This window comes from Enterobacter cloacae complex sp. S1 (genome assembly GCF_014930525.1).
GTDB classification, from domain to species: Bacteria; Pseudomonadota; Gammaproteobacteria; order Enterobacterales; family Enterobacteriaceae; genus Enterobacter; species Enterobacter hormaechei_C.
The window spans coordinates 1-22,982 of sequence record NZ_JADBRE010000038.1 but is presented as its reverse complement, the minus strand read 5'-3'; the positions used below and the strand labels follow the sequence as shown (position 1 = coordinate 22,982).

At 56.6% G+C, this 22,982-nt stretch carries 17 protein-coding genes; 11 read left to right on the top strand and 6 right to left on the bottom strand.

Annotation, left to right across the window (positions count from 1 at the left end):
• Positions 1 to 5 precede the first annotated feature (5 nt).
• From bcsB to IM290_RS20120, 6 genes are all read left to right on the top strand, one after another.
• A complete protein-coding gene (bcsB, locus tag IM290_RS20145; RefSeq protein ID WP_071591748.1) occupies positions 6 to 2,429 on the top strand; it encodes a cellulose biosynthesis cyclic di-GMP-binding regulatory protein BcsB in 2,424 nt (807 codons plus the stop codon).
• A 6-nt stretch (positions 2,430 to 2,435) separates the two neighbouring features.
• Positions 2,436 to 3,542, top strand: a complete 1,107-nt coding sequence (gene bcsZ, locus IM290_RS20140; RefSeq protein WP_017384189.1) for a cellulose synthase complex periplasmic endoglucanase BcsZ — start codon at positions 2,436 to 2,438, stop codon at positions 3,540 to 3,542.
• Positions 3,524 to 7,006, top strand: coding sequence for a cellulose synthase complex outer membrane protein BcsC (bcsC, locus tag IM290_RS20135; RefSeq protein WP_193042419.1), 3,483 nt, complete (start codon positions 3,524 to 3,526; stop codon positions 7,004 to 7,006). The genes bcsZ and bcsC overlap by 19 nt, the downstream gene beginning before the upstream one ends.
• 120 nt (positions 7,007 to 7,126) lie before the next feature.
• Positions 7,127 to 9,133, top strand: a complete 2,007-nt coding sequence (gene hmsP / locus IM290_RS20130; protein ID WP_193042420.1) for a biofilm formation regulator HmsP — start codon at positions 7,127 to 7,129, stop codon at positions 9,131 to 9,133.
• Between the two features lie 159 nt (positions 9,134 to 9,292).
• Positions 9,293 to 10,579, top strand: a complete 1,287-nt coding sequence (gene dctA, locus IM290_RS20125) for a C4-dicarboxylate transporter DctC (RefSeq protein ID WP_193042421.1) — start codon at positions 9,293 to 9,295, stop codon at positions 10,577 to 10,579.
• 222 nt (positions 10,580 to 10,801) lie between these two features.
• A complete protein-coding gene (locus tag IM290_RS20120) occupies positions 10,802 to 12,292 on the top strand; it encodes a pitrilysin family protein (protein ID WP_193042422.1) in 1,491 nt (496 codons plus the stop codon).
• Between the two features lie 62 nt (positions 12,293 to 12,354).
• Here the strand turns inward: IM290_RS20120 and IM290_RS20115 are convergent, their stop codons facing one another.
• Positions 12,355 to 13,284 carry a sugar kinase gene (locus IM290_RS20115; protein ID WP_017384186.1) on the bottom strand — a complete coding sequence of 310 codons (930 nt, stop codon included), beginning with the start codon at positions 13,282 to 13,284 and terminating at the stop codon, positions 12,355 to 12,357.
• A 230-nt stretch (positions 13,285 to 13,514) separates the two neighbouring features.
• Here IM290_RS20115 and pdeH point away from each other — a divergent pair, with 230 nt between their 5' ends.
• Together pdeH and IM290_RS20105 are read left to right on the top strand one after the other, a co-directional pair.
• Positions 13,515 to 14,288 (top strand): cyclic-guanylate-specific phosphodiesterase, encoded by a 774-nt coding sequence (pdeH, locus tag IM290_RS20110; RefSeq protein WP_015571521.1) that lies wholly within the window; start codon positions 13,515 to 13,517, stop codon positions 14,286 to 14,288.
• Positions 14,289 to 14,353: 65 nt separating this feature from the next.
• Positions 14,354 to 16,396: an AsmA family protein gene (locus IM290_RS20105; RefSeq protein ID WP_193042423.1), complete on the top strand. Its 2,043-nt coding sequence runs from the start codon at positions 14,354 to 14,356 to the stop codon at positions 16,394 to 16,396.
• A 77-nt stretch (positions 16,397 to 16,473) separates the two neighbouring features.
• On the opposite strand, the gene IM290_RS20100 is transcribed toward IM290_RS20105, so the two are convergent.
• The 3 genes from IM290_RS20100 to IM290_RS20090 form a co-directional block, all read right to left on the bottom strand.
• Positions 16,474 to 17,796 (bottom strand): MFS transporter, encoded by a 1,323-nt coding sequence (locus IM290_RS20100; RefSeq protein WP_015571519.1) that lies wholly within the window; start codon positions 17,794 to 17,796, stop codon positions 16,474 to 16,476.
• A gap of 260 nt (positions 17,797 to 18,056) precedes the next feature.
• A complete protein-coding gene (gene yhjD, locus IM290_RS20095) occupies positions 18,057 to 19,082 on the bottom strand; it encodes an inner membrane protein YhjD (protein ID WP_126495810.1) in 1,026 nt (341 codons plus the stop codon).
• 50 nt (positions 19,083 to 19,132) lie between these two features.
• A complete protein-coding gene (locus IM290_RS20090) occupies positions 19,133 to 20,032 on the bottom strand; it encodes a LysR family transcriptional regulator (RefSeq protein WP_032672214.1) in 900 nt (299 codons plus the stop codon).
• Positions 20,033 to 20,151: 119 nt separating this feature from the next.
• Here IM290_RS20090 and IM290_RS20085 point away from each other — a divergent pair, with 119 nt between their 5' ends.
• The gene (locus tag IM290_RS20085; RefSeq protein WP_193042424.1) at positions 20,152 to 20,910 is read left to right on the top strand and encodes an SDR family NAD(P)-dependent oxidoreductase; all 759 of its coding nucleotides are present in this window, start codon (positions 20,152 to 20,154) and stop codon (positions 20,908 to 20,910) included.
• 174 nt (positions 20,911 to 21,084) lie between these two features.
• Positions 21,085 to 21,687 (top strand): response regulator transcription factor, encoded by a 603-nt coding sequence (locus IM290_RS20080; RefSeq protein WP_032104620.1) that lies wholly within the window; start codon positions 21,085 to 21,087, stop codon positions 21,685 to 21,687.
• Here IM290_RS20080 and IM290_RS20075 read toward each other — a convergent pair.
• Both IM290_RS20075 and IM290_RS20070 read right to left on the bottom strand, forming a co-directional pair.
• Positions 21,666 to 22,004 carry a lysozyme gene (locus tag IM290_RS20075; RefSeq protein WP_193042425.1) on the bottom strand — a complete coding sequence of 113 codons (339 nt, stop codon included), beginning with the start codon at positions 22,002 to 22,004 and terminating at the stop codon, positions 21,666 to 21,668. The two genes, IM290_RS20080 and IM290_RS20075, sit on opposite strands and share 22 nt — an antisense overlap.
• 77 nt (positions 22,005 to 22,081) lie before the next feature.
• A complete protein-coding gene (locus IM290_RS20070) occupies positions 22,082 to 22,615 on the bottom strand; it encodes a GNAT family N-acetyltransferase (RefSeq protein WP_193042426.1) in 534 nt (177 codons plus the stop codon).
• 146 nt (positions 22,616 to 22,761) lie between these two features.
• On the opposite strand from IM290_RS20070, the gene IM290_RS20065 reads away from it, so the two are divergent.
• Positions 22,762 to 22,982: STY4199 family HEPN domain-containing protein (locus tag IM290_RS20065; protein ID WP_255517540.1), on the top strand; the 221-nt coding region annotated here is incomplete at its 3' end.

Below are 22,982 nucleotides of genomic sequence, written 5' to 3'. Positions count from 1 at the left end.
ACGCGATGAAAACAAAACTTTCCTGGTTATGTGCAGTGGCAATGGGGATGAGTGCGCTCCCTGCAACAGTGGCTAACGCAGCGCCTGATAACGCAGCGGCCACGCCCGCGCCAACGGTGCCTGTCGTCGCGCAAGCGACCGATCCGGTTGTGACGGCCGCGCCGGGGCAGACGGAAAACGTCGTCCCGAATCAGCCGACGACGGGGAATACGCTGCCCGCCGACAACCCGGTGGTTGGGCAGGTCATGCCTGGCGTGCCGGGAGCCAGTGCGCCGGTGGTTGCCGAAAATACGCCGTCGCGTGACGTTAAGCTGACGTTTGCCCAGATCGCGCCTCCTCCGGGCAGCATGGTTCTGCGCGGCATCAACCCAAATGGCGGTATCGAATTCGGTATGCGCAGCGATGAAGTCGTGTCGAAAGCGATGCTCAACCTGGAATACACCCCATCGCCGTCGCTGCTGCCGGTGCAGTCCCAGCTTAAGGTCTATCTGAATGACGAGCTGATGGACGTCCTGCCCGTCACCAAAGAGCAACTGGGTAAGAAAACCCTGGCTCAGGTGCCGATTAATCCGCTGTTTATCACCGACTTTAACCGCGTGCGTCTGGAGTTTGTCGGCCACTACCGCGATGTCTGTGAAAACCCGGCCAGCAGCACCCTGTGGCTGGATGTCGGGCGTAACTCTTCGCTTCAGATGACCTATCAGCCGCTGGCGTTGAAAAACGATCTCTCCGCCTTCCCGGTGCCGTTCTTCGACCCGCGTGATAACCGTCCGCTGAACCTGCCGATGGTCTTTGCCGGCTCTCCCGATGTGACCGAACAGCTGGCGGCCTCTATCGTGGCATCCTGGTTTGGTTCCCGCTCCGGCTGGCGTGGTCAAAGTTTCCCGGTCATGTACGACAAAATGCCGGACAAAAACGCGATCGTGTTTGCCACCAACGCCAAACGTCCGGCTTTCCTGCGTGACCATCCGGAGGTGAAAGCGCCCACCATCGAGATGATCAGCCATCCGGACAATCCGTACGTGAAGCTGTTGGTGATCTTCGGCCGTGATGACAAAGATCTGGTGCAGGCGGCGAAAGGCATTGCGCAGGGGAATATCCTGTTCCGCGGTAACAGCGTTGTGGTGGACGAGGTGAAACCGCTGCTGGCACGTAAGCCTTATGATGCGCCGAACTGGGTACGTACCGACCGGGCCATCACCTTTGGCGAACTGAAAACCTATGAAGAGCAATTGCAGTCAACCGGGCTTGAACCTTCTCCTGTCAGCCTGTCGCTGAACCTGCCGCCGGATCTCTATCTGCTGCGCACCAACGGCATTGATATCAATCTGAACTACCGTTACACCGCGCCGGCGACCAAAGACAGCTCGCGCATGGATATCAGCCTCAACAATCAGTTCCTGCAATCGTTCAGCCTGACCAGCAGCCAGGAGACAAACCGGTTGATGCTTCGTCTGCCTGTATTACAGGGGCTGCTGGATGGCAAAACCGATGTGTCGATCCCGGCGCTGAAGCTCGGTGCGGTGAACCAGCTGCGGTTTAACTTCCAGTATATGAACCCCATGCCGGGTGGATCGGTGGAAAACTGTATTACCTTCCAGCCGGTGCAAAACCACGTGGTGATTGGCGATGATTCCACGATCGACTTCTCGAAGTATTACCACTTTATTGCGATGCCGGATCTGCGTGCCTTTGCTAACGCCAGCTTCCCGTTCAGCCGCATGGCAGACCTCTCTGAATCGATTGTCGTGATGCCAAAAGCGGCCAACGAAGGCCAGGTTACCACGCTGCTGGACACCATGGGCACCGTCGGGGCGCAAACCGGCTTGCCGGCGATCAACGTGACGGTGACGGATGACGGGAGCCAGATCCAGAACAAAGATGCCGATATCATGGTCATCGGCAACATTCCGGACAAGCTGAAAGACGAGAAGCGCGTCGATCTGCTGGTGCAGGCGGCTCAGTCGTGGGTTAACACGCCGCTGCGTCAGACCGAGTTCCCGAGCATCATGCCGGACAGCGGCGATCGTCAGGCCAATATCAGGACGACCGTAAGCTCAACGGGTCCGATGGCCGCGATTGTCGGCTTCCAGTCGCCGTATAACGACCAGCGCAGCGTTATCGCCCTGCTGGCGGACAGCCCGCGCGGGTATGAGCTACTCAACACGGCCATGAACGACAGCGGTAAACGGGCGGCAATGTTCGGTTCCGTCTCGGTGATCCGTGAGTCGGGGGTAAACAGCCTGCGCGTGGGGGATGTCTACTACGTCGGTCATCTGCCGTGGTTCGAACGCCTGTGGTACGCCCTGTCTAACCACCCGGTGCTGCTGGCCGTGCTGGCTGCGCTCAGCGTTGTACTGCTGGCGTGGGTACTGTGGCGTCTGCTGCGAATCATCAGCCGTCGTCGTCTTAACCCGGACCATGAGTAAGCGGTGATGAAAATCTTTCGCGGGTGTGTAGTCGCAGCGTTGATGCTGGCGGCGGCGAATCTTCACGCCGCCTGTCGCTGGCCTGCCTGGGAGACGTTCAAGCAGGATTATATGAGCGAAAGTGGACGCGTCATTGATCCCAGTGACGCGCGCAAAATCACCACCTCCGAAGGGCAAAGCTACGGACTGTTCTTTGCCCTCGCGGCAAACGATCGCAAGGCGTTCGATCTGCTGCTGGCATGGACGCGCGATAACCTTGCCGAGGGAGATTTAACCCAACATCTCCCGGCCTGGCTGTGGGGGAAAAAGGACGACGAAACCTGGGCGGTTATCGACCCTAACTCCGCGTCTGATGCCGATATCTGGATTGCCTGGTCGCTGCTGGAAGCCGGGCGGCTGTGGAAAAATCCCGATTACACGCGCACGGGTAAGGCGCTGTTGACGCGCATTGCCAGTGAGGAAGTGGTGAAGGTGCCGGGGCTGGGTTCTATGCTGCTGCCGGGTAAAGTCGGTTTTGCCGAAGAGAGCGTCTGGCGCTTCAACCCCAGCTACCTGCCGCCGCAGCTTGCGAGCTATTTCACCCGTTTTGGCGCGCCGTGGACGACGCTCCGTGAAACCAACCTGCGTCTGCTGCTGGAGACCGCGCCTAAAGGATTTTCCCCGAACTGGGTGAAATACCAGAAAAAGGGCGGCTGGCAGCTGTCGCAGGATGCATCCCTGATCGGCAGCTACGATGCGATTCGCGTCTATCTGTGGGTAGGGATGATGAACGATAACGATCCGCAGAAAGCCCGGCTACTGGCGCGTTTCAAGCCCATGGCGACCACCACAATCAAACAAGGCTTGCCGCCGGAGAAAGTGGACGTCGCGACCGGGAAACGCACCGGAGATGGGCCGGTAGGGTTTTCTGCCTCCCTCCTTCCGTTTTTACAAAACCGGGACGCGCAAGCGGTGCAACGCCAGCACGTCGCCGATCGTTTTCCCGATAACAATGCTTATTACAGCTACGTTCTGACCCTCTTTGGACAAGGGTGGGATCAGCATCGTTTTCGTTTCACCGTGCAAGGTGAATTACTACCGGACTGGGGCCAGGAATGCGCACGTTCACACTGAATCTACTCACCTTATCGCTTGGCCTGGCGCTAATGCCCCTGGCCCTGGCCGCCAACTCCCCGCAGCAGAGACAGCTGCTGGAACAGGTCCGTCTGGGGGAATCCACCCAGCGTGAGGATTTAGTGCGCCAGTCGCTCTATCGCCTTGAGCTGATCGACCCCAACAACCCGGACGTGATTGCCGCGCGCTTCCGCTACCTGTTACGACAGGGCGATACGGCGGGCGCGCAAAAAGAGCTGGATCGCCTGAAAGGAATGGCGCCCGATTCCAGTGCCTATCAGTCCTCCCGTACTACCATGCTGCTCTCCACGCCGGATGGTCGCCAGGCCCTCCAGCAGGCTCGCCTGCTTGCCACCACCGGGCACACCCAGGAAGCCATTGCCGCGTATGACAAACTGTTTGACGGTAAGCCGCCCAGTGGCGACATCGCGACGGAGTACTGGAACGTGGTGGCGAAAGAGCCAGCCCGCCGCAACCTGGCCATTAATCAGCTTAAGAAAATAAACGCCAGCAGTCCGGGCAACGTCCCGCTACAGTCCTCGCTGGCACAGCTTTTGTTCCAGAGCGGACGGCGTGATGAAGGGTTTGCGGTGTTACAGGAGATGGCCAAATCGAACAATGGCCGCAGTCAGGCGTCGGACATGTGGTACCAGCAGATCAAAGATCAACCGGCCAGCAGCGCCAGCGTTACCGCGCTGCAACAATACTTGAGCGTGTTCAGCGATGGCGATAACGTGACGGCGGCGCGCGCCCAGCTTGAAGCGCAGCAAAAACAGCTCGCCGATCCGGCGTTCCGCGCCAAAGCCGAAGGGTTAGCCGCAGTGGATGCCGGGCAGGGCAGTAAAGCGGTAACGGAGTTGCAAAAAGCAGTCAGCGCCAACCACGCCGACAGTGAAGCCGTAGGCGCGCTGGGGCAGGCCTATTCTCAGAAAGGCGATCGCGCGCGTGCGGTTGCGCAGTTTGAAAAGGCGATCGCCCTCGATCCGCAGAGCGATAACCGGGGCAAATGGGACAGCCTGCTGAAGGTCAACCGATACTGGCTGCTGATCCAGCAGGGGGATAACGCCCTGAAAGCCAACAATACGGCCCAGGCCGAACGCTATTACCAGCAGGCGCGCAATATCGACAATACCGACAGCTACGCGGTTCTGGGCCTCGGTGATGCGGCGGCGGCGCGCAAAGATAACGACGCGGCCGAGCGCTATTACCGCCAGGCGTTGCGGATGGACAGCGGCAACAGCAACGCGGTACGCGGTCTCGCCAATATTTATCGCGCGCAGTCTCCGGAGAAGGCGACGCAGTTTATTCAGTCGCTCTCTGCCAGCCAGCGCCGCAGCATTGATGATATTGAACGTAGCCTGACGAACGAGCAGTTGTCAGCCCAGGCCGAACAGCTGGAAAGCGAGGGGAAATATGCGCAGGCCGCAGAACTTCAGCGCCGACGCCTTGCGCTTTCCCCGGGCGACGTGTGGATCACCTACCGACTGTCACGCGATCTGTATAGCGCGGGTCAGCGCAGCCAGGCGGATAACCTGATGCGTCAGCTGGCAAGCCAGAAACCGGGCGATCCGGATCAGGTTTACGCCAGCGGGCTGTACCTGTCCGGTAACGATCAGGACCGGGCGGCGCTGGCGCATCTGAACACGCTGCCGCGCGACAAGTGGAACGGCAACATTCAGGCGCTGGCGGACCGCCTGCAAAGTAACCAGGTGCTGGAAACCGCCAACCGCCTGCGCGACAGTGGAAAAGAGCAGGAGGCGGAAACGTTGCTTCGCCAGCAGCCTCCGTCCACCCGTATCGACCTGACGCTGGCGGACTGGGCTGAACAGCGTGGCGATCATGAGGCCGCGAAAACCGCCTACAACACCGTCCTGCAACGCGAACCGCAGAACGAAGACGCGATCCTCGGCCTGACCGAGGTCTATCTTGCCCAGGACAACAAGGACGCGGCGCGCGCGGCGCTGGCGAAACTGCCCGCGGCACAGAACGGCGAACCGCTCTCCATCAATATGCAGCGCCGGCTTGCCATGGCGCAGGCTGGCCTGGGTGATCATGCCGCGGCAGAAAAGACCTTCAACGCCATTCTTCCGCAGGCCAAATCGCAGCCGCCTTCGATGGAAAGTGCGCTGGTGATGCGCGATGCCGCCCGTTTCCAGGCACAAAATGGTCAGCCTCAGCAGGCGCTGGACACCTGGAAAGATGCGATGGTCTCATCGGGCATCACAACGACCCGTCCGACCGATAACGACAGCTTTACGCGGCTCACGCGTAACGATGAGAAAGATGACTGGCTGAAGCGCGGCGTGCGCAGCGATGCAGGCGATCTTTATCGTCAGCAGGATCTGAACGTCACGCTGCAACACGACTACTGGGGCTCCAGCGGCACGGGAGGCTATTCCGACCTGAAAGCGCACACCACCATGCTTCAGGTTGATGCGCCGCTGTCGGACGGACGTATGTTCTTCCGTAGCGATCTGGTCAATATGAACGCCGGTTCCTTTGCCACCGATAACGGAACCTACGATCCGACATGGGGTACCTGCGCCGAAACGCCATGTCGCGGTAGCACAAACCAGTCGGCCAACGGCGCCAGCGTGGCCGTCGGCTGGCAGAACAAAACCTGGGCGTGGGATATCGGTACAACGCCGATGGGCTTCGACGTGGTCGATGTGGTGGGCAGCCTGAGCTATAGCAACGATTTAGGGCCGATTGGCTACACCCTGAACGCCCATCGCCGTCCGATTTCCAGCTCGGTGCTGGCCTTCGCCGGGCAAAAAGATCCCAATACCGACACCACCTGGGGCGGCGTGCGTGCCACCGGTGGCGGCGTGAGCATGAGCTACGACAAAGGCGAAGCTAACGGGATCTGGTCAAGCCTGAGTGCCGACAGCCTCACCGGGAAGAATGTCGAAGATAACTGGCGCGTCCGCTGGATGACCGGCTATTACTACAAGCTCATCAATCAGAACAACGAACGCCTGACGGTGGGCGTGTCCAACATGCTCTGGCATTACGATAAGGATTTAAGTGGCTATTCGCTGGGCCAGGGCGGTTACTACAGTCCCCAGGAGTATGTGTCGTTCGCCTTACCGGTGAACTGGCGTAAACGCACAGAGAACTGGTCATGGGAGCTGGGCGGCTCCGTCTCCTGGTCTCATTCAAAAACAAAAGATGTGATGCGTTATCCGTTACAGGGGCTGATCCCGGACAATGAGCCAGGCCGTTATACCGATAAAGGTGTGATGGAAACCGGAAGTAGCTCGTCAGGGACGGGTTATACCGCAAGGGCGATTGTTGAACGCCGCGTGACGTCCAACTGGTTTGTCGGTCTGGGCGTCGATATTCAGGAAGCAAAAGACTATACCCCGAGCCATGCGCTGCTCTACGTTCGGTATTCTGCCGCGGGCTGGCAGGGTGATATGGACTTACCACCGGAACCGCTGGTGCCTTATGCAGACTGGTGATCGGATTTTTTCTTAATCTAATTGTAAGTCTCTCTTAAAAGTGCAGCTATCGGGTATACTCGGGCGCACCAGGTTTACACCCTGGTGCGCCCTGCGCTTCGAGTTTTGTGGAGAGTCATTTTGCGTGTCAGCCGTTCCTTAACGATCAAACAGATGGCGATGGTGTCTGCCGTCACAATGCTGTTTGTCTTCATCTTCTGCGTCATTTTGCTGTTTCACTCCGTACAGCAGAATCGCTATAACACGGCTTCGCAACTGGAAAGTATTGCTCGCTCGGTGCGGGAACCCCTGTCAGCCTCGATCCTGAAAGGGGATATCCCCGAGGCGGAATCCATCCTAAAGCGCATTCAGCCCGCCGGTATCGTGAGCCGCGCGGATGTCGTGCTGCCGAACCAGTTCCAGGCGCTGCGGATGAGTTTTATCCCGGAGCGTCCCGTCCCGATGATGGTGATGCGCCTGTTTGAACTGCCGGTGCAAATTTCCCTGCCTCTCTATTCCCTGGAAAGACCGGCTAACCCGCAGCCGCTGGCCTACCTGGTGCTACAGGCCGACTCGTACCGCATGTATAAATTCGTCATGAGTTGGGTTGCTACGTTAGTGACTACTTACTTACTTTTGACACTAATGCTGAGCGTGGCGCTGACGTGGTGTATCAACCGGTTAATTGTGCATCCGTTGCGCCGCATAGCCCGGGAGCTGAACGACCTCTCTCCACAGGAGCACATGGGGCATCAGCTTCCCTTGCCGCGCCTGCATCACGACGATGAAATTGGCATGCTGGTCCGGAGTTACAATATCAACCAGCAGCGTGTCCTGCGTCAGCAGGAAGAGCTCAGTAGCAACGCCACCCGTTTTCCGGTATCCGATCTGCCAAACAAAGCGTTTTTAATGGCCTTGCTGGAGCAGACCGTCGCCCGCCAGCAGACCACCGCGCTGATGGTGATTGCCTGCGAAACCTTGCAGGACACGGCGGGCGTGCTGAAAGAGAGCCAGCGCGAGATGCTGTTGCTGACGCTGGTGGAAAAGGTGAAATCCGTTCTGGCGCCGCGCATGGTGCTCACCCAGGTCAGCGGTTATGACCTGGTGGTGATCGCGCACGGTGTTAAAGAGCCGTGGCACGCCATTACGCTAGGTCAGCAAGTACTCACTGTCATTAATGAGCGGCTGCCCATTCAGGGTATCCAGCTTCGCCCGAGCGCCAGCATCGGTATTGCGATGTACTACGGGGGGCTGACCGCCGAGCAGCTTTATCGTCGGGCCTTCTCGGCTGCGTTCACCGCGCGCCGGAAAGGCAAAAACCAGATCCAGTTCTTTGATCCGGAGCAGATGGAAAAAGCCCAGCAGCGCCTGACGGAAGAGAGCGACATTCTGACGGCGATGGACAATCGCCAGTTTGCGCTCTGGCTACAGCCGCAGGTCAATTTGCGCACGGGTGAAGTGACCAGCGCCGAAGCGTTGCTGCGTATGCAACAGCCGGACGGCACGTGGGAGCTGCCTGAGGGGATGATCGAACGTATCGAGTCCTGCGGCCTGATGGTCACCGTCGGCTACTGGGTGCTAGAAGAGTCCTGCCGCCAGCTTGCGGCCTGGCAACAACGGGGCATCACGCTGCCGCTGTCGGTGAATCTCTCTGCGCTACAGCTGATGCACCCGACCATGGTGCCGGAGATGCTCGAGTTGATCCACCGCTACCGCATTCAGCCCCACACGTTGATCCTGGAAGTCACCGAGAGCCGTTGTATCGACAATCCTGACGATGCTGTCGCCATTCTGAAACCGCTGCGTAATGCCGGGATCCGCATTGCGCTGGACGATTTCGGTATGGGGTATTCCGGCCTGCGTCAGCTCCAGCACATGAAAACGTTGCCGGTGGACGTCCTGAAAATCGACAAAACCTTTGTGGATGGGCTGCCGGAGGATTGCAGCCTGGTACAGGCCATTATTCAGATGGCGCACAGCCTGAATCTGCACGTAATTGCCGAGGGTATTGAAACCGACGCTCAGCGTGATTGGCTGGCTGCGGCGGGCGTGGAGAGCGGACAGGGCTTCCTGTTTGACCGCGCCGTACCGACGGATATCTTTGAGAAACGCTATCTCGCTGACGCTGGCAATAACGCAAAAGTGTAATTTTGTTGCTGGCTTGTGCGAGCCAGCTCAAAGTTCTTAACATTTGTGTTTCAAATTTGAACCCCGTTTATTTCTGTCCTGTTATGTGGATGTTATTTTAAAGCCGCAGGTTAACCATAACCTTACAAAGCCTGTAGTTTTTCTTTCCAGGGACACCCTATGAAAACCTCACTCTTCAAAAGTCTTTACTTCCAGGTCCTGACAGCCATCGCCATCGGTATTCTGCTCGGTCACTACTACCCGGAGCTGGGCGCGCAGATGAAACCGCTTGGCGACGCGTTCGTTAAGCTCATCAAAATGATCATCGCGCCGGTCATTTTCTGTACCGTGGTGACCGGTATCGCTGGCATGGAAAGCATGAAGGCGGTCGGGCGTACGGGGGCGGTTGCCCTGCTGTACTTCGAGATTGTCAGTACCATCGCGCTGATTATCGGCCTGATTATTGTCAACGTGGTACAGCCTGGCGCGGGCATGAACGTTGACCCGGCCACGCTGGATGCGAAAGCGGTGGCGGTTTACGCTGAACAGGCGAAAGATCAGGGGATTGTTGCCTTCCTGCTGGACGTGATCCCGAGCAGCGTGATCGGCGCGTTCGCCAGCGGAAACATCCTCCAGGTGCTGCTGTTTGCCGTGCTTTTTGGCTTTGCCCTGCACCGTCTTGGCAGCAAAGGCCAGCTGATTTTTAACGTCATTGAAAGCTTCTCGCAGGTGATCTTCGGCATCATCAACATGATCATGCGTCTGGCCCCGATTGGCGCCTTTGGCGCGATGGCCTTCACCATCGGGAAATATGGCGTCGGCACGCTGGTACAGCTTGGCCAGCTGATCGTCTGTTTCTACATCACCTGTATTCTGTTTGTGGTGGTGGTGCTCGGCTCCATCGCCCGTGCGACCGGCTTCAACATCTTCAAATTTATCCGTTACATTCGTGAAGAGCTGCTGATTGTCCTCGGCACATCCTCTTCGGAGTCCGCGCTGCCGCGTATGCTCGATAAAATGGAAAAGCTGGGCTGCCGTAAGTCAGTGGTGGGGCTGGTTATTCCTACGGGCTACTCTTTTAACCTGGATGGCACCTCGATATACCTGACGATGGCGGCGGTCTTTATTGCCCAGGCCACTAACAGCCACATGGATATCTTCCATCAGATTACGCTGCTGGTGGTGCTTCTGCTCTCTTCAAAAGGGGCGGCGGGCGTAACGGGCAGCGGATTTATCGTGCTGGCGGCCACCATTTCGGCGGTGGGGCATCTGCCGGTAGCGGGCCTGGCCCTGATCCTCGGTATTGACCGCTTTATGTCTGAAGCCCGTGCGTTAACCAACCTTGTCGGCAATGGCGTGGCGACGATTGTGGTGGCGAAGTGGGTGAAAGAGCTGGATCACAAGAAGCTTAACGATACGCTGAATAACCGTACATCTGAGGACAAAACCCCCGGTTTATCCTCTTAATCCCTCATAAATGCCCGTATTCCCTTGTGGGGATGCGGGCACCTGCGCATAATAACCGTTCATACCTGTCATAATTCGACAAGATTTTTTTTGGGTATATTTCACTTCCGCCCGTGACGTTTAGCCGAACACGCTGTCTAATCGGAAGGTTTTCATCGTCATCTTTGAGTGCTCACGTCGCGAGACACTCTCTTTAACCAGGAATGTTGATCAGGGGTTCACATGCAGGGCACAAAAATTCGACTCTTAACCGGCGGTTTGCTGATGATGGCAGCAGCCAGTTATGTGCAGGCAGATGCGCTCCAGCCAGACCCGGCCTGGCAACAGGGAACACTGGCGAACGGTTTCCAGTGGCAGGTATTATCCACTCCGCAACGTCCGAGCGATCGCATTGAAATCCGTCTTTCTGTGAATACCGGCTCCCTCACTGAAAGCACCCAGCAGACCGGCTTAAGCCACTTTATTCCTCGAATGGCGCTCACCCAGAGCGGCAGTTTGCAGGCGGTTCAGGTGCGTTCTTTATGGCAACAGGCCATCGATCCGAAACGCCCGCTGCCCCCGGCTGTGGTCTCCTATGACTACACCATGTTTAACCTGAGCCTGCCCAACAACCGTAACGATCTGCTTAAAGAAGCGCTGACCTATCTTTCGGATGCCACCGGCAAACTGGCGATTACGCCTGAGACCGTTAACTATGCGTTGAGCAACAGCGACATGGTGGCGACCTGGCCGACGGATACCAAAGAAGGCTGGTGGCGCTACCGCCTGAAAGGGTCAACACTGCTTGGCCACGACCCGGCAGAGCCGCTGAAACAGCCGGTTGATGCCGCGCAGGTGAAATCTTTCTACCAGCAGTGGTACACCCCGGATGCCATGACCCTGATTGTGGTGGGCAACGTGGACAGCCGTGCGGTGATAGAACAGATCAACAAAGCATTTGGCGATCTGAAAGGGAAGCGTGAAACGCCCGCCCCTGTTCCTACCTTGTCCCCGCTTCGTCCTGAGACGGTCAGCATCATGACGGATACCGTGCGTCAGGATCGTCTTTCAATGATGTGGGATACGGCCTGGCAGCCGATCCGCGAGTCTTCTGCGCTGTTGCGTTACTGGCGTGCGGATCTCGCGCGTGAAGCGCTGTTCTGGCACGTTCAGCAGACGCTCAGCAAGAACAACGTGAAAGATATTGGCCTGGGCTTTGACTGCCGAGTGCTGTTCCAGCGCGCCCAGTGCGCCATTAACGTGGAATCGCCGGGCGATAAGCTGAATGCCAATCTCGGCGTGGTGGCGAAAGAGCTGGCTAAAGTGCGGAAAGAGGGCCTGTCTGAAGAGGAGTTTAACGCGCTGGTGGCGCAGAAATCCCTCGAATTGCAGAAACTGTTCGCCACCTATGCCCGCGCCGATACCGATATCTTAATCAGCCAGCGCATTCGCTCCTTGCAGAATCAGGTGGTGGATATCGCGCCGGAGCAGTATCAGAAACTGCGTCAGGACTTCCTGAACGGTCTGACCGTGGAGATGCTGAATCAGGATCTGCGTCAGCAGCTGTCGCAGGATATGGCGTTGATTCTGTTGCAGCCGAAAGGTGAGCCGGAATATGACATGAAAGAGTTGAAGGCCACCTGGAGCGCCATCATGGCGACGCCGCCGCAGCCAGCGCAAACGGCAGCCGATGATTTACACCAGGATGCGAGCGATATTCCGCAGGGCCAGTAAGCTCTGCGTTCCCTCAGCCCTGAGGGAGAGGGTTAGGGTGCGGGCATCAGCCCGCACAGTCCTTAAGCAGGCATCGCCTCGCGCGGAATAATCGCTCCGCGATACTGAATCACCGTGCTGGCCGTCAAGTGACCGCGCTGCGCCGCCGCTTCCGGCGTTCCCCCCGTCAGACGTACCGCCAGATACCCAGCGCTGAAAGAATCTCCCGCCGCCGTGGTATCGATTACCTTCTCTTTCGCCAGCTTCACCGCCGGCACCTCTGTCACGGCTTCACCTGCAACCGCCACCAGGCAAGACTCCGCCCCGCGCTTGATCACCACTTCGCTGACCCCGGCAGCCTGCGTCCGGGCAATGACCTCATCAACCGGTTTTTCGCCCCACAGAGCATCTTCATCATCCAGCGTCAGGAAGGCGATATCGGTGCATTCGAGCATCTGCTGGTAGACCTGCTGCGTCTCTTCGCGGCTGGCCCACAAACGCGGACGGTAGTTGTTATCGAAAATCACCTTACCGCCATTGGCACGGCATTCGCGCAGCAGTGACAGCAGCTTTTCACGGCTCTCCTGGCTCAGGATCGCCAGGCTGATCCCGCTCAGGTAGAGATAATCGAAGGTCGCCAGTTCTTCGCAAATGGCAGCGGCGGCCTCGCTTTCCAGCCAGAATTTGGCGGCCGCTTCATTACGCCAGTAATAGAAGGTGCGCTCGCCGGTGCTGTCGGTTTCGATGTAGTACAAACCCGGCAGGCGGTTTTCCATTCGCTGGATCAGCGAGGTCCCAACGTTTTCACCCTGCCAGGCTTCCAGCATCTGCTGGCTGAAGCTGTCCGTTCCCAGCGCGGTAACGTAGCTCACGCTCAGCGCGTCGGGGGCGACCTGACGGGCAATGTAAACGGAGGTGTTCAATGTATCGCCACCAAAACCGCGGCTGACTTCCGCGCCTTTCTGGGACAGCTCAATCATGCATTCGCCAATCACGGCAATTTTTTTAGACATAGTCGTGAACCTGAACAAAGTAATTAAGGATAGTGTGCGCTGTGTGTTTTTTATGGTCAACTATATTAAAACGACGTTCCATTATTTTTTTTGAGCCAGCGCGTATTCCGGCATATTTCTGTCATCTTAATTTCATTTTCCCGGTGAATTGAACATAAAGTTCTCACCTGGCGGGCCGATAACTCAGTGACGAGTCCAGAAAGGCTATCCCATACAACAGGACATCCGAAATGAAGTCAGAGCAGGTTATCCAGCGGCTGAGCACTACGCCTGAGGCAAGTATTGAGAACTTGCAGGAGCATCGCTACTGGCTGCAATGTGAGCGAGCGTACACCTATCAGCCCATCTACCGTACCGACGGTCGGTTAATGGCGATTGAGGTGTTAACGGTCGTCACTCATCCATCGAATCCTTCACAGCGTATTGCACCGGACCGCTATTTTGCGGAGGTTGCCGTGCGTCAGCGTATCGACGTGCTGGAAGAGCAGCTGAGAATGCTGGCGACGAAGCAGGCGTTCTTCGAGCAGCACGGTATTCTGGCGTCGGTGAACGTGGATGGCCCAACCCTGATGGCGTTACGTCAGAACGCGACATTGCAGGCGCTGATTGCCACCTTGCCGTGGATGCGCTTCGAGCTGGTTGAACATGTTCAGCTGCCGCAGGACTCCTCGTTTGCCTCGATGTGTGAGTTTGGCCCGCTGTGGCTGGATGATTTCGGTACCGGTATGGCCAACTTCTCCGCCCTGAGCGAAGTGCGTTATGACTACATCAAAGTGGCCCGCGATCTGTTTATCATGCTGCGCCAGACGCCGGAGGGACGGAACCTGTTTACGATGCTCCTGCAACTGATGAACCGCTATTGCCAGGGCGTCATTGTGGAAGGCGTAGAGACGCTGGAGGAGTGGCGCGACGTGCAAAATTCCCCGGCAGCGGCGGCACAGGGTTATTTCCTCTCTCGTCCTGTCCCCATGGATACCCTGGAAAAGGTGATAACCACCCTCTGATCTGCCCGCTTCCCTTTGTCTGAACTATAGTTTTAGAGGCAAGTTCATCAGGAAAGGGGACAACAATGACAAAAACAACCAGGGTGATTTCCTGGACAGCAGGGATTTTCTTGTTGCTGATCGTGGTCTTAATCATCATTATCGCCACGTTTGACTGGAACCGGCTCAAACCGACCATCAACCAGAAAGTCTCAACCGAGCTAAACCGCCCCTTCGCAATACGTGGCGATTTGGGTGTCGTGTGGGAGCGCCAGAAAGAGGAAACCGGCTGGCGAAGCTGGGTGCCATGGCCGCACGTTCACGCCGACGACATCATTCTCGGCAACCCGCCGGACATCCCCGAAGTGACCATGATCCACCTGCCGCGCGTGGAAGCCACGCTGGCGCCGTTAGCCCTGTTAACCAAAACGGTGTATCTGCCGTGGATCAAACTTCAGCAGCCCGACGCGCGGCTAATTCGCCTGTCAGAGAAAAACAACAACTGGACGTTCGATCTCGCCAGCAGCGGCGATAAAGATCAGAATGCGCAGCCCTCTTCGTGGTCTTTCCGCCTCGACAATATTCTGTTCGATCGGGGGAGGATCGCCATTGACGATAAGGTGAGTAAGGCTGACATGGAGATCCTCGTCGATCCGCTGGGTAAGCCTCTGCCGTTTAGCGAAGTGACGGGCAGTAAAGCCAAAGGCGATGACAGCAAAGCGGGCGATTACGTCTTCGGCCTGACGGCGAAAGGGCGCTACAACGGCCAGCCGCTGACCGGTAAAGGCAAAATCGGCGGCATGCTGGCGCTCAGGAGTGAGGGCACGCCGTTCCCGGTGCAGGCGGATTTCCGCTCGGGCAACACCCGCGTGGCGTTCGTGGGCACGGTTAACGACCCGATGAACATGGGCGGCGTCGACCTCCAGCTTAAGTTTGCCGGGGATTCGCTGGGTGAACTGTACGATTTGACCGGCGTGCTGCTGCCGGATACCCCGCCGTTTGAAACGGACGGGCGCCTGGTTGCCAAAATCAACACCGAAAAATCGTCCGTCTTTGACTACCGGAATTTTAACGGGCGCATCGGCGACAGCGATATCCACGGCACGCTGACCTACACCACCGGTAAACCGCGCCCGAAACTGGAGGGGGACGTTGAATCCCGCCAGCTGCGTCTGGCCGATCTTGGTCCGCTGATTGGCGTAGATTCGGGCAAAGGCACGAAGTCTAAAGAGGTTAAAAAGGACGTTCAGCCTGCGGGTAAAGTGCTGCCCTATGACCGTTTCGAAACCGACAAGTGGGACGTGATGGATGCGGATGTGCGCTTCAAAGGACGTAAAATTGAGCATGGCAGCACGCTGCCGCTGAGCAACCTCTCGACCCATATCATCCTGAAAAACGCCGACCTGCGCCTGCAACCGCTGAAGTTTGGCATGGCCGGGGGAACCATCTCATCGAATATCCACCTGGAGGGGGATAAAAAGCCAATGCAGGGAAGGGCGGAGATCCAGGCGCGTCGGCTGAAGCTGAAAGAGCTGATGCCGGACGTGGAGCTGATGCAGAAAACCCTCGGTGAGATGAACGGCGACGCGGATATTCGCGGCACGGGTAACTCCGTAGCGGCGCTGCTGGGCAGCGGAAACGGCAACCTGAAGCTGCTGATGAACGACGGCCTGGTGAGCCGTAACCTGATGGAGATCCTGGGGCTGAACGTCGGGAACTTTATCATCGGGCAAATCTTCGGTGACGACGAAGTGCGCGTTAACTGCGCGGCGGCAAATCTGGATCTGGTCAACGGCGTGGCGCGTCCGCAGATCTTCGCCTTCGACACGGAAAACGCGGTTATCAACGTCACCGGTACCGCCAGCATGGCGTCCGAGCAGCTGGATTTAACCATCGATCCGGAAAGTAAAGGCATTCGTATCATCACCCTGCGCTCGCCGCTGTACGTTCGCGGAACCTTCAAAGATCCGCAGGCGGGCGTGAAGGCCGGGCCGTTGATTGCGCGTGGTGCGGTCGCCGCCGCGCTCGCTACGCTGGTCACCCCTGCGGCGGCGCTGCTGGCGTTGATTTCGCCGTCAGAAGGCGAAGCGAATCAGTGTCGGACGATTTTGTCGCAGATGAAGAAGTAGTCCCGTTTCTCCCTCTCCCTTGCGGGAGAGGGCTAAATTGTAGGCCGGGTAAGGCGTAGCCGCCACCCGGCATTCACTTACAGCGCCTGATGCTTCGTCTCGTGCGTCAGCAGCAGCGCAATCAGTGTCAACGCTGCCATTGCCGCCAGATAGACACCCACATAGAACAGGCCATAGTTCGCCTGAAGCCAGGTGGCGATATACGGAGCCACCGAGGCGCCCAGAATCGACGAAACGTTATAGGAGAACGACGCGCCGGTGTAACGCACTTCAGTCGGGAACAGCTCCGGCAGCAGCGCGCCCATTGGGCCAAAAGTCAGCCCCATCAGGCTCAGGCCAATCAGCAGATACGCCATCACCAGCGCAGGGCTACCTGAACCCAGCAGCGGCGGGAAGACAAACAGCGCGAACAGAATAATCAGCGAGGTGATGACGATCATGCTTGAACGACGGCCAAATTTATCCGCCAGCAGGCCCGCGATGGGCACCATCACACCAAATCCGATGACCGCCATCATCAGCATCCACAGCACTTCGTTACGCGGCAGGCCCAGGCCGACCGGCGCGGCGGCGGTACTGAAGGTCATGGAGTAAACGGTCATGATGTAGAACAGCGTGTAGGTCGCCAGCATGATGAACGTGCCCAGCACGGTCACGCGGAGGTGTTTGGTCAGCAGCGTCCCCAGCGGAACTTTAACCTGCTTTTTCGCCGCGGCGACTTTAGCGAAGACCGGCGTCTCGTGCAGCGACACGCGAACGTACAGGCCAATCAGCACCAGCACGGCGGAGAAGACGAATGGAATACGCCAGCCCCAGTTCATGAACTGTTCATCAGTCAGCAGCCAGGAGAGGAGCAGGAAGGTGCCGTTAGCAAAGAAGAACCCAATCGGTGCGCCCAGCTGCGGGAAAGAGCCATACAGGGCTCGTTTGCGCGCCGGGGCGTTTTCGGTCGCCAGCAGTGCCGCGCCGCCCCATTCCCCGCCCAGCCCCAGACCCTGCCCAAAGCGCGCCAGCGCCAGCAGCACAGGCGCCAGAATGCCGATAGTTTCATAGGTCGGCAGCAGGCCGATGGCGACGGTGGAGATCCCCATCGTCAGCAGCGAGGCAACCAGCGTCACTTTACGGCCGACGCGATCGCCAAAATGCCCAAAGACCGCTGAACCAATCGGACGCGCAACGAAGGCGATAGCAAAGGTGGCTAAAGACTGTAGCGTGGCTGCCGTCGGGTCGCCCTGAGGGAAGAAAATATGCGGAAAGACAATGACCGCAGCGGTGGCGTAAATATAAAAGTCGAAGAACTCAATGGCGGTGCCAATCAGCGATGCGACGACGACTTTATTGCGCGAGTTGACCGGAACGTGTTCCGCCCCTTCGTTAAGTGTGGTGGCTGTTGCTTGCATAATATTTTCTTATTTTTGGACGAACGAAGGGCCATATTAGGCATAGCAAAAGCGACATTTCAATCTGTAACAAAGGCGTGGTGTGGTCATAAAAGCAACAAAAAGCGGATAATTTTCAGACCAGCGGAAACACTTCTATGAAATGCTTCACACTTTTTAAATATCAGTCATTAAAACTGGTTTTTCGTTAAATAAAAGTTACGGCCTGGATTTATATGCTGAAATGGCGAATCGGGCTGAAATATCAGCCCGACATGATATCAGCGGTGGGTTTTACCCGGCATGCGCGGGTCATCTTTATACTCTGCCGTGGCGATCCACGCGGCGCAGAACAGCGTCAGGCGAGCGAAGAAATAGAAGAAAGCCATCAGCCCCAGCACCGAACCAAAGGCCGCGCCGGAGGGAGACTTCACCAGGGACGGCAGCGTATAGGTCATCACAATCTTGATCACCTCAAAACCAATGGCGGCAATCAATGTCCCGCGCATCAGCGCCTTCTTGCGCGGACGATGGCGGGGCAAACGCCAGAAGATCCAGAAGAACAGAAGGTAGTTAGCAAAGATAGAAATGGCCAGCCCAATGCCGCGCCAGGCAGGTTTCAGCCATTCAATGTAATCCAGGTACAGCGCGGAGATAATCATCTGCTGCGCGGAACCGGCGACCGAGGTGATGGAGAGCGTAATGACCAGCGCCACCAGCAGCCCAATCAGCGAAATAAAGTCGCGCAAATACTTCATCCATATCTTCTCCTGATCCTGCGGTCTACGCTCCCAGACGTCACGCGACTGGGCGCGAATAGCCTCACGCAGGTTGCCCATCCAGTTCACCCCGGAATAGAGCGCAATCAGCAACCCGACGATACCCACGGTGGTACGCTGCTGCACGGCGGTATTGATGGTGCTTTTGAGCGTCGCGGCGAGCGTCTGGTCGCTGACGTTGGTCAGGATCTTATTGAAGATGTCCTGCAACAGCGTCGGGTGAGACGCCAGCACAAAACCGGCGGCGGCAAATGACACCATCAGGATGGGGATCATCGACAGGAACGAGAAATAGGTAATCGCCGCGCCAAACTGATTTCCCATGCGGTCGTTAAAGCGCTCAGCGGCGCGTATCAGGTGAGCAATCGCGGGTATCTGCTGAATTTTTTCGGCTATGCCGGTCACGGTGCCCAGCGCTTTGCTGGCCGTTCCAGGCTCTTTCGGCGCTTCAGGTTCGTTATCCATCTTTTTGATGGGTTCATAATCTAAATGTTGAGTCGGTCGTTGCGGGTTATTTTCCGGCGTCACGCGCATTTTCCTTTTCGTTGAGCTGGATGTTACTGAATTATAGCTTGTGACTAGTCGACGTAACCTTTTGTGAGTTCGGTAAGCCACTCCATAAACACATGCACCCGGCGGGAGAGGTTACGGCGGTGGGGATAAATGAGGGAGACGGGCATCGGTTCAGCCCGGTATTGCGGCAGGATCTCAACGAGTTTTTTCGTGCGCAGGGCATCACGCACCCCGACGCGCGGAACCTGAATAATGCCAAGCCCGGCGATACAGGCGGCCTGGTAGGTTTCCGTGCTGTTAACCGTCAATACGCCTCCCGTTTTCACCCACTGGGCCGCGCTGCCGTTGTAATACTCAAAACCCTGCGGACGCGTGCCCAGCGTGGCGGAGTAGTGAATGAGGGCATGCGAAGCCAAATCGTCCAGCGTCTCAGGGTAGCCGAATCGCGTCAGATAATCCGGGCTGGCGCAGTTAATCACCGAGAGTTTCCCAAGCGGGCGGGCGATAAGCCCGGAGTCCTTTAAGTTTCCCACGCGAACCACACAGTCAAATCCTTCGCGGATGACATCGACCAGACGATCGCTGCTACTCAGCTCCAGCTCAATGCCGGGAAACTGTTGTAAAAATGCAGGCAGTTTCGGAATGACTACATTTCGCGCAATGGCAACGGGCATATCCACACGTAGCCGACCGCTGATGGTTGAAGGGTCGTGCAGGAACATGCCGTCCAGTTCGTCCAGATTCATCAGCAGATCTTTAGCGCGCTCGTAATAAACCATGCCGTCCTGCGTCAGGCTGACGCGGCGGGTAGTGCGGTGCAGCAGCTGCGTGCCCAGTGCGTTTTCCAGTGCCTGGATCTGTCGCGATACGCTCCCCTTTGGCAGGCTTAACGTCTCCGCCGCGCGGGAAAAACTTTCCAGTTCCGCGACCCGAAGGAAAAGCTGCATTGCGTGTATTTTATCCATAGGTGTTGGTCATTGTTGTTATGAATGAAACAGTGAAGCGCTGACGGCACTATTTATTGATTTTCTACCATCTAATAAGCTCTTTCTCAATCTTCATCACAGCCGAAACGAGGGGAATTATGAGTGAACGTATTGCTTTAGTGACGGGCGGTAGCCGCGGCCTGGGGAAAAATGCCGTTTTGAAGCTGGCCGCGGAAGGGACAGGCATCATCCTGACCTGGAACAACAGCCAGCAGGAGGCGCAGGAAGTTGTGCGCGAAATCGAGGGAACAGGTGGAAAAGCGGCAGCATTGCGGCTTAACGTCGGCGATACGGCAAGCTTTTCGCGCTTTGCTCAGCAGGTGAAGGATACCCTCAAACACGTCTGGCAACGTGACACCTTTGACTATTTAGTGAACAACGCAGGTACAGGGTTATACGCACCCTATACCGAGACGACCGAGGCGCAGTTTGATGATGTGCTGAACATTCACTTCAAAGGGCCGTTTTTCCTCACGCAACAGCTGCTGCCGCTCATAAAAGACGGAGGGCGGATCCTGAACGTCTCCAGCGGACTGGCCCGTTTTACTCAGCCCGGTTCAGGCACCTACGCGGCAATGAAAGGGGCGATGGAAGTGCTGACCCGCTATCAGGCAAAAGAGCTTGGCGCGCGCGGAATTTCCGTCAATATCATCGCGCCCGGCGCGATTGAAACCGACTTTGGGGGCGGACGCGTGCGGGATAATGCGGAGCTTAACCAGCTGCTGGCCTCGCAGACGGCGCTGGGACGCGTGGGCCTGCCCGATGATATTGGTGACGCCATTGCGGCGTTGCTCAGTGACAAACTGGGCTGGATGAATGCGCAACGTATTGAAGTTTCAGGCGGTATGTTCCTGTAATGTTCAGTCTTAAGGGGGAGGGAACCCTCTTAAGGAAATCCTTAAAACAGGTATGTCTAAATGCTGGAAGATATAAAGAGAGCTGGGCGATTTGTAACCTCTCCATTCAGTGAGTTTTTTCTTAAAAAATGCCTCTGTAAAATCCCCCTTCGCTATTCTCAGAGGAGTAAAACGATGCGAGTAATCATGTTTGACAGGCAGTCATTATTTATTCATGGAGCGATGTACAGTTTGCAGAAGTTAATTCCGAAAATAGAGATGACAGGGGCTCGTCAGACTGATGAATTATGGGCGCAATTATCCGCGTCACCCTCCGCTATCGTCATGATAGATGGGTATTTAATTCGTGATAATGGTGTGGCTTTACTGGAAGAGATTATGGATCGTTTTCCAGCGTCGCGCGTGGTGTTGGTGTTAACGAAAAAAGAGCGACGTTGGGTTGAGCAAATGTTTCAGCGCAACGTGGTGGCGATAGTTCCCCGCAATGCGAATCCCGAACGCTTTTCCGCAGTGCTGGATTCCGTATCGCGTGGAATGGTCTGTTTTCCCGGCGAGTGGCTGAAGCAGCACTCCTCTCAGGATGAACTGGCAGTGTTAAGCGAGCGCCAGCGTGAGGTTTTGAAGTTACTGGCGGCCGGAGAGTCCAATAAAGAGATTGGTCGTAATCTCAATATCAGTGCGGCAACGGTAAAAGCCCATCTTGAGACGCTTTTCCGGCGTCTTGATGTCAAAAACCGGACGCAGGCCGCGATGTACTACACCCGGGCGACGGCCTGAAGGATCTTCTCAGGCAGAGGGGACTCTTCCCCAAAACTGAAGAGGGTTAATATCAGGGCGTCATGCTGCTGTTGGGTTAATGGGCGTTTGTTCATTTCCCGCAGCAGCGCCTCAAATAATTGAATATCATTAAAAAGCAAATTCTCCGCCTCAATCGGCGTGATGAGACTGTTAAATTTTTCCCACTGGCGAATCACGTGACCATAACCAATAACCCATATACCCGTTTCGTCACGGTATTTCTCCAGGGAAAGACCCTGTTGTTTTTTAATTAATGCGATTGCAGCAGAAGATATCTGCATTGCATAACCCGTCATAAGCGTTTCCTCTTAGCGGCGCGACTATAGAGGAAACGCCGCCGGGGAAATATCCGCCAAATGGCTGTTAATCAGGTTTAACTGAACGGGAATTCCTTTTTCAGTAAACCGAATAGCCAGTCGTTATGCCATTGCCCTGAAAGGAAAGAACTCTCACGCAACTCACCTTCCAGTTGAAAACCTGTTTTTTCCAGCAGTCGCCTTGAGGCGATATTTCCCGCCGTCACGGTGGCGGTGAGCCGACGGATATTACCCTGAGTCAGCGCGAAATCACACACAGCCCGCAGAGATTCAAAGCCGTAACCTTTCCCCTGCGCAGAGGGCGCAAAGAGAAAACCGACTTCAGCACAATCTGCTTCCCGGTGCACATAGCCGGTTACGCCCAGCGGCGTCTGGCTGGCCGTCTCACGCACCACAAGGCAGAGCCAGTGCGAGCTGCCCGGCATCCACGGCAACAGACGAGACTCAAAGGCTTCCCGAATGTCCGCCTCGCTACGCGCAGGGGCGACAAAACGCATCACCTCAGGATTTTGCTGTAGCGACAGAAAAAAGGGCCAGTCTTGCTCTTGCAGCGGCGAGCAGGTGAGACGCGCGGTGGTTAAGGCGGGCATGACGATCCTCCGGAGGCATTGCAAATGATTATAAGGTTGTCACTTTATTTCAACAGAAAGTCAGGTATGTTTAACCTCATATAAATAAAAAGAAAAACGACTTTTAATGCCGCTTTAGCGGTACTCATTGTCTCTCAAGGAAAACAATGATGATTAGCTCATCGCATCATACCCGCGAACAGTTTGAACACTGTCTGGCAGCGATCCGTCAGGCGTCTGTTGAAATTTTACTTCTGTTGAATGTACATGTTTCTGAAGGAAAAGATCCACGCTGGTTTCTGGAGCAACTGGATAGCGCCCGCCTGGGGCTGGGCTGCTGGGGCGCCGAAGCCAGGAAGCTTAATCTGAATGATGCCGAAATGAAGTC

Coding starts and splice junctions, on each gene's coding strand:
- bcsB (WP_071591748.1), top strand. CDS start 6: ATGAAAACAAAACTTTCCTGGTTATGTGCAGTGGCAATGGGGATGAGT.
- bcsZ (WP_017384189.1), top strand. CDS start 2,436: ATGAAAATCTTTCGCGGGTGTGTAGTCGCAGCGTTGATGCTGGCGGCG.
- bcsC (WP_193042419.1), top strand. CDS start 3,524: ATGCGCACGTTCACACTGAATCTACTCACCTTATCGCTTGGCCTGGCG.
- dctA (WP_193042421.1), top strand. CDS start 9,293: ATGAAAACCTCACTCTTCAAAAGTCTTTACTTCCAGGTCCTGACAGCC.
- IM290_RS20120 (WP_193042422.1), top strand. CDS start 10,802: ATGCAGGGCACAAAAATTCGACTCTTAACCGGCGGTTTGCTGATGATG.
- IM290_RS20115 (WP_017384186.1), bottom strand. CDS start 13,284: ATGTCTAAAAAAATTGCCGTGATTGGCGAATGCATGATTGAGCTGTCC.
- pdeH (WP_015571521.1), top strand. CDS start 13,515: ATGAAGTCAGAGCAGGTTATCCAGCGGCTGAGCACTACGCCTGAGGCA.
- IM290_RS20105 (WP_193042423.1), top strand. CDS start 14,354: ATGACAAAAACAACCAGGGTGATTTCCTGGACAGCAGGGATTTTCTTG.
- IM290_RS20100 (WP_015571519.1), bottom strand. CDS start 17,796: ATGCAAGCAACAGCCACCACACTTAACGAAGGGGCGGAACACGTTCCG.
- IM290_RS20090 (WP_032672214.1), bottom strand. CDS start 20,032: ATGGATAAAATACACGCAATGCAGCTTTTCCTTCGGGTCGCGGAACTG.
- IM290_RS20085 (WP_193042424.1), top strand. CDS start 20,152: ATGAGTGAACGTATTGCTTTAGTGACGGGCGGTAGCCGCGGCCTGGGG.
- IM290_RS20080 (WP_032104620.1), top strand. CDS start 21,085: ATGCGAGTAATCATGTTTGACAGGCAGTCATTATTTATTCATGGAGCG.
- IM290_RS20075 (WP_193042425.1), bottom strand. CDS start 22,004: ATGACGGGTTATGCAATGCAGATATCTTCTGCTGCAATCGCATTAATT.
- IM290_RS20070 (WP_193042426.1), bottom strand. CDS start 22,615: ATGCCCGCCTTAACCACCGCGCGTCTCACCTGCTCGCCGCTGCAAGAG.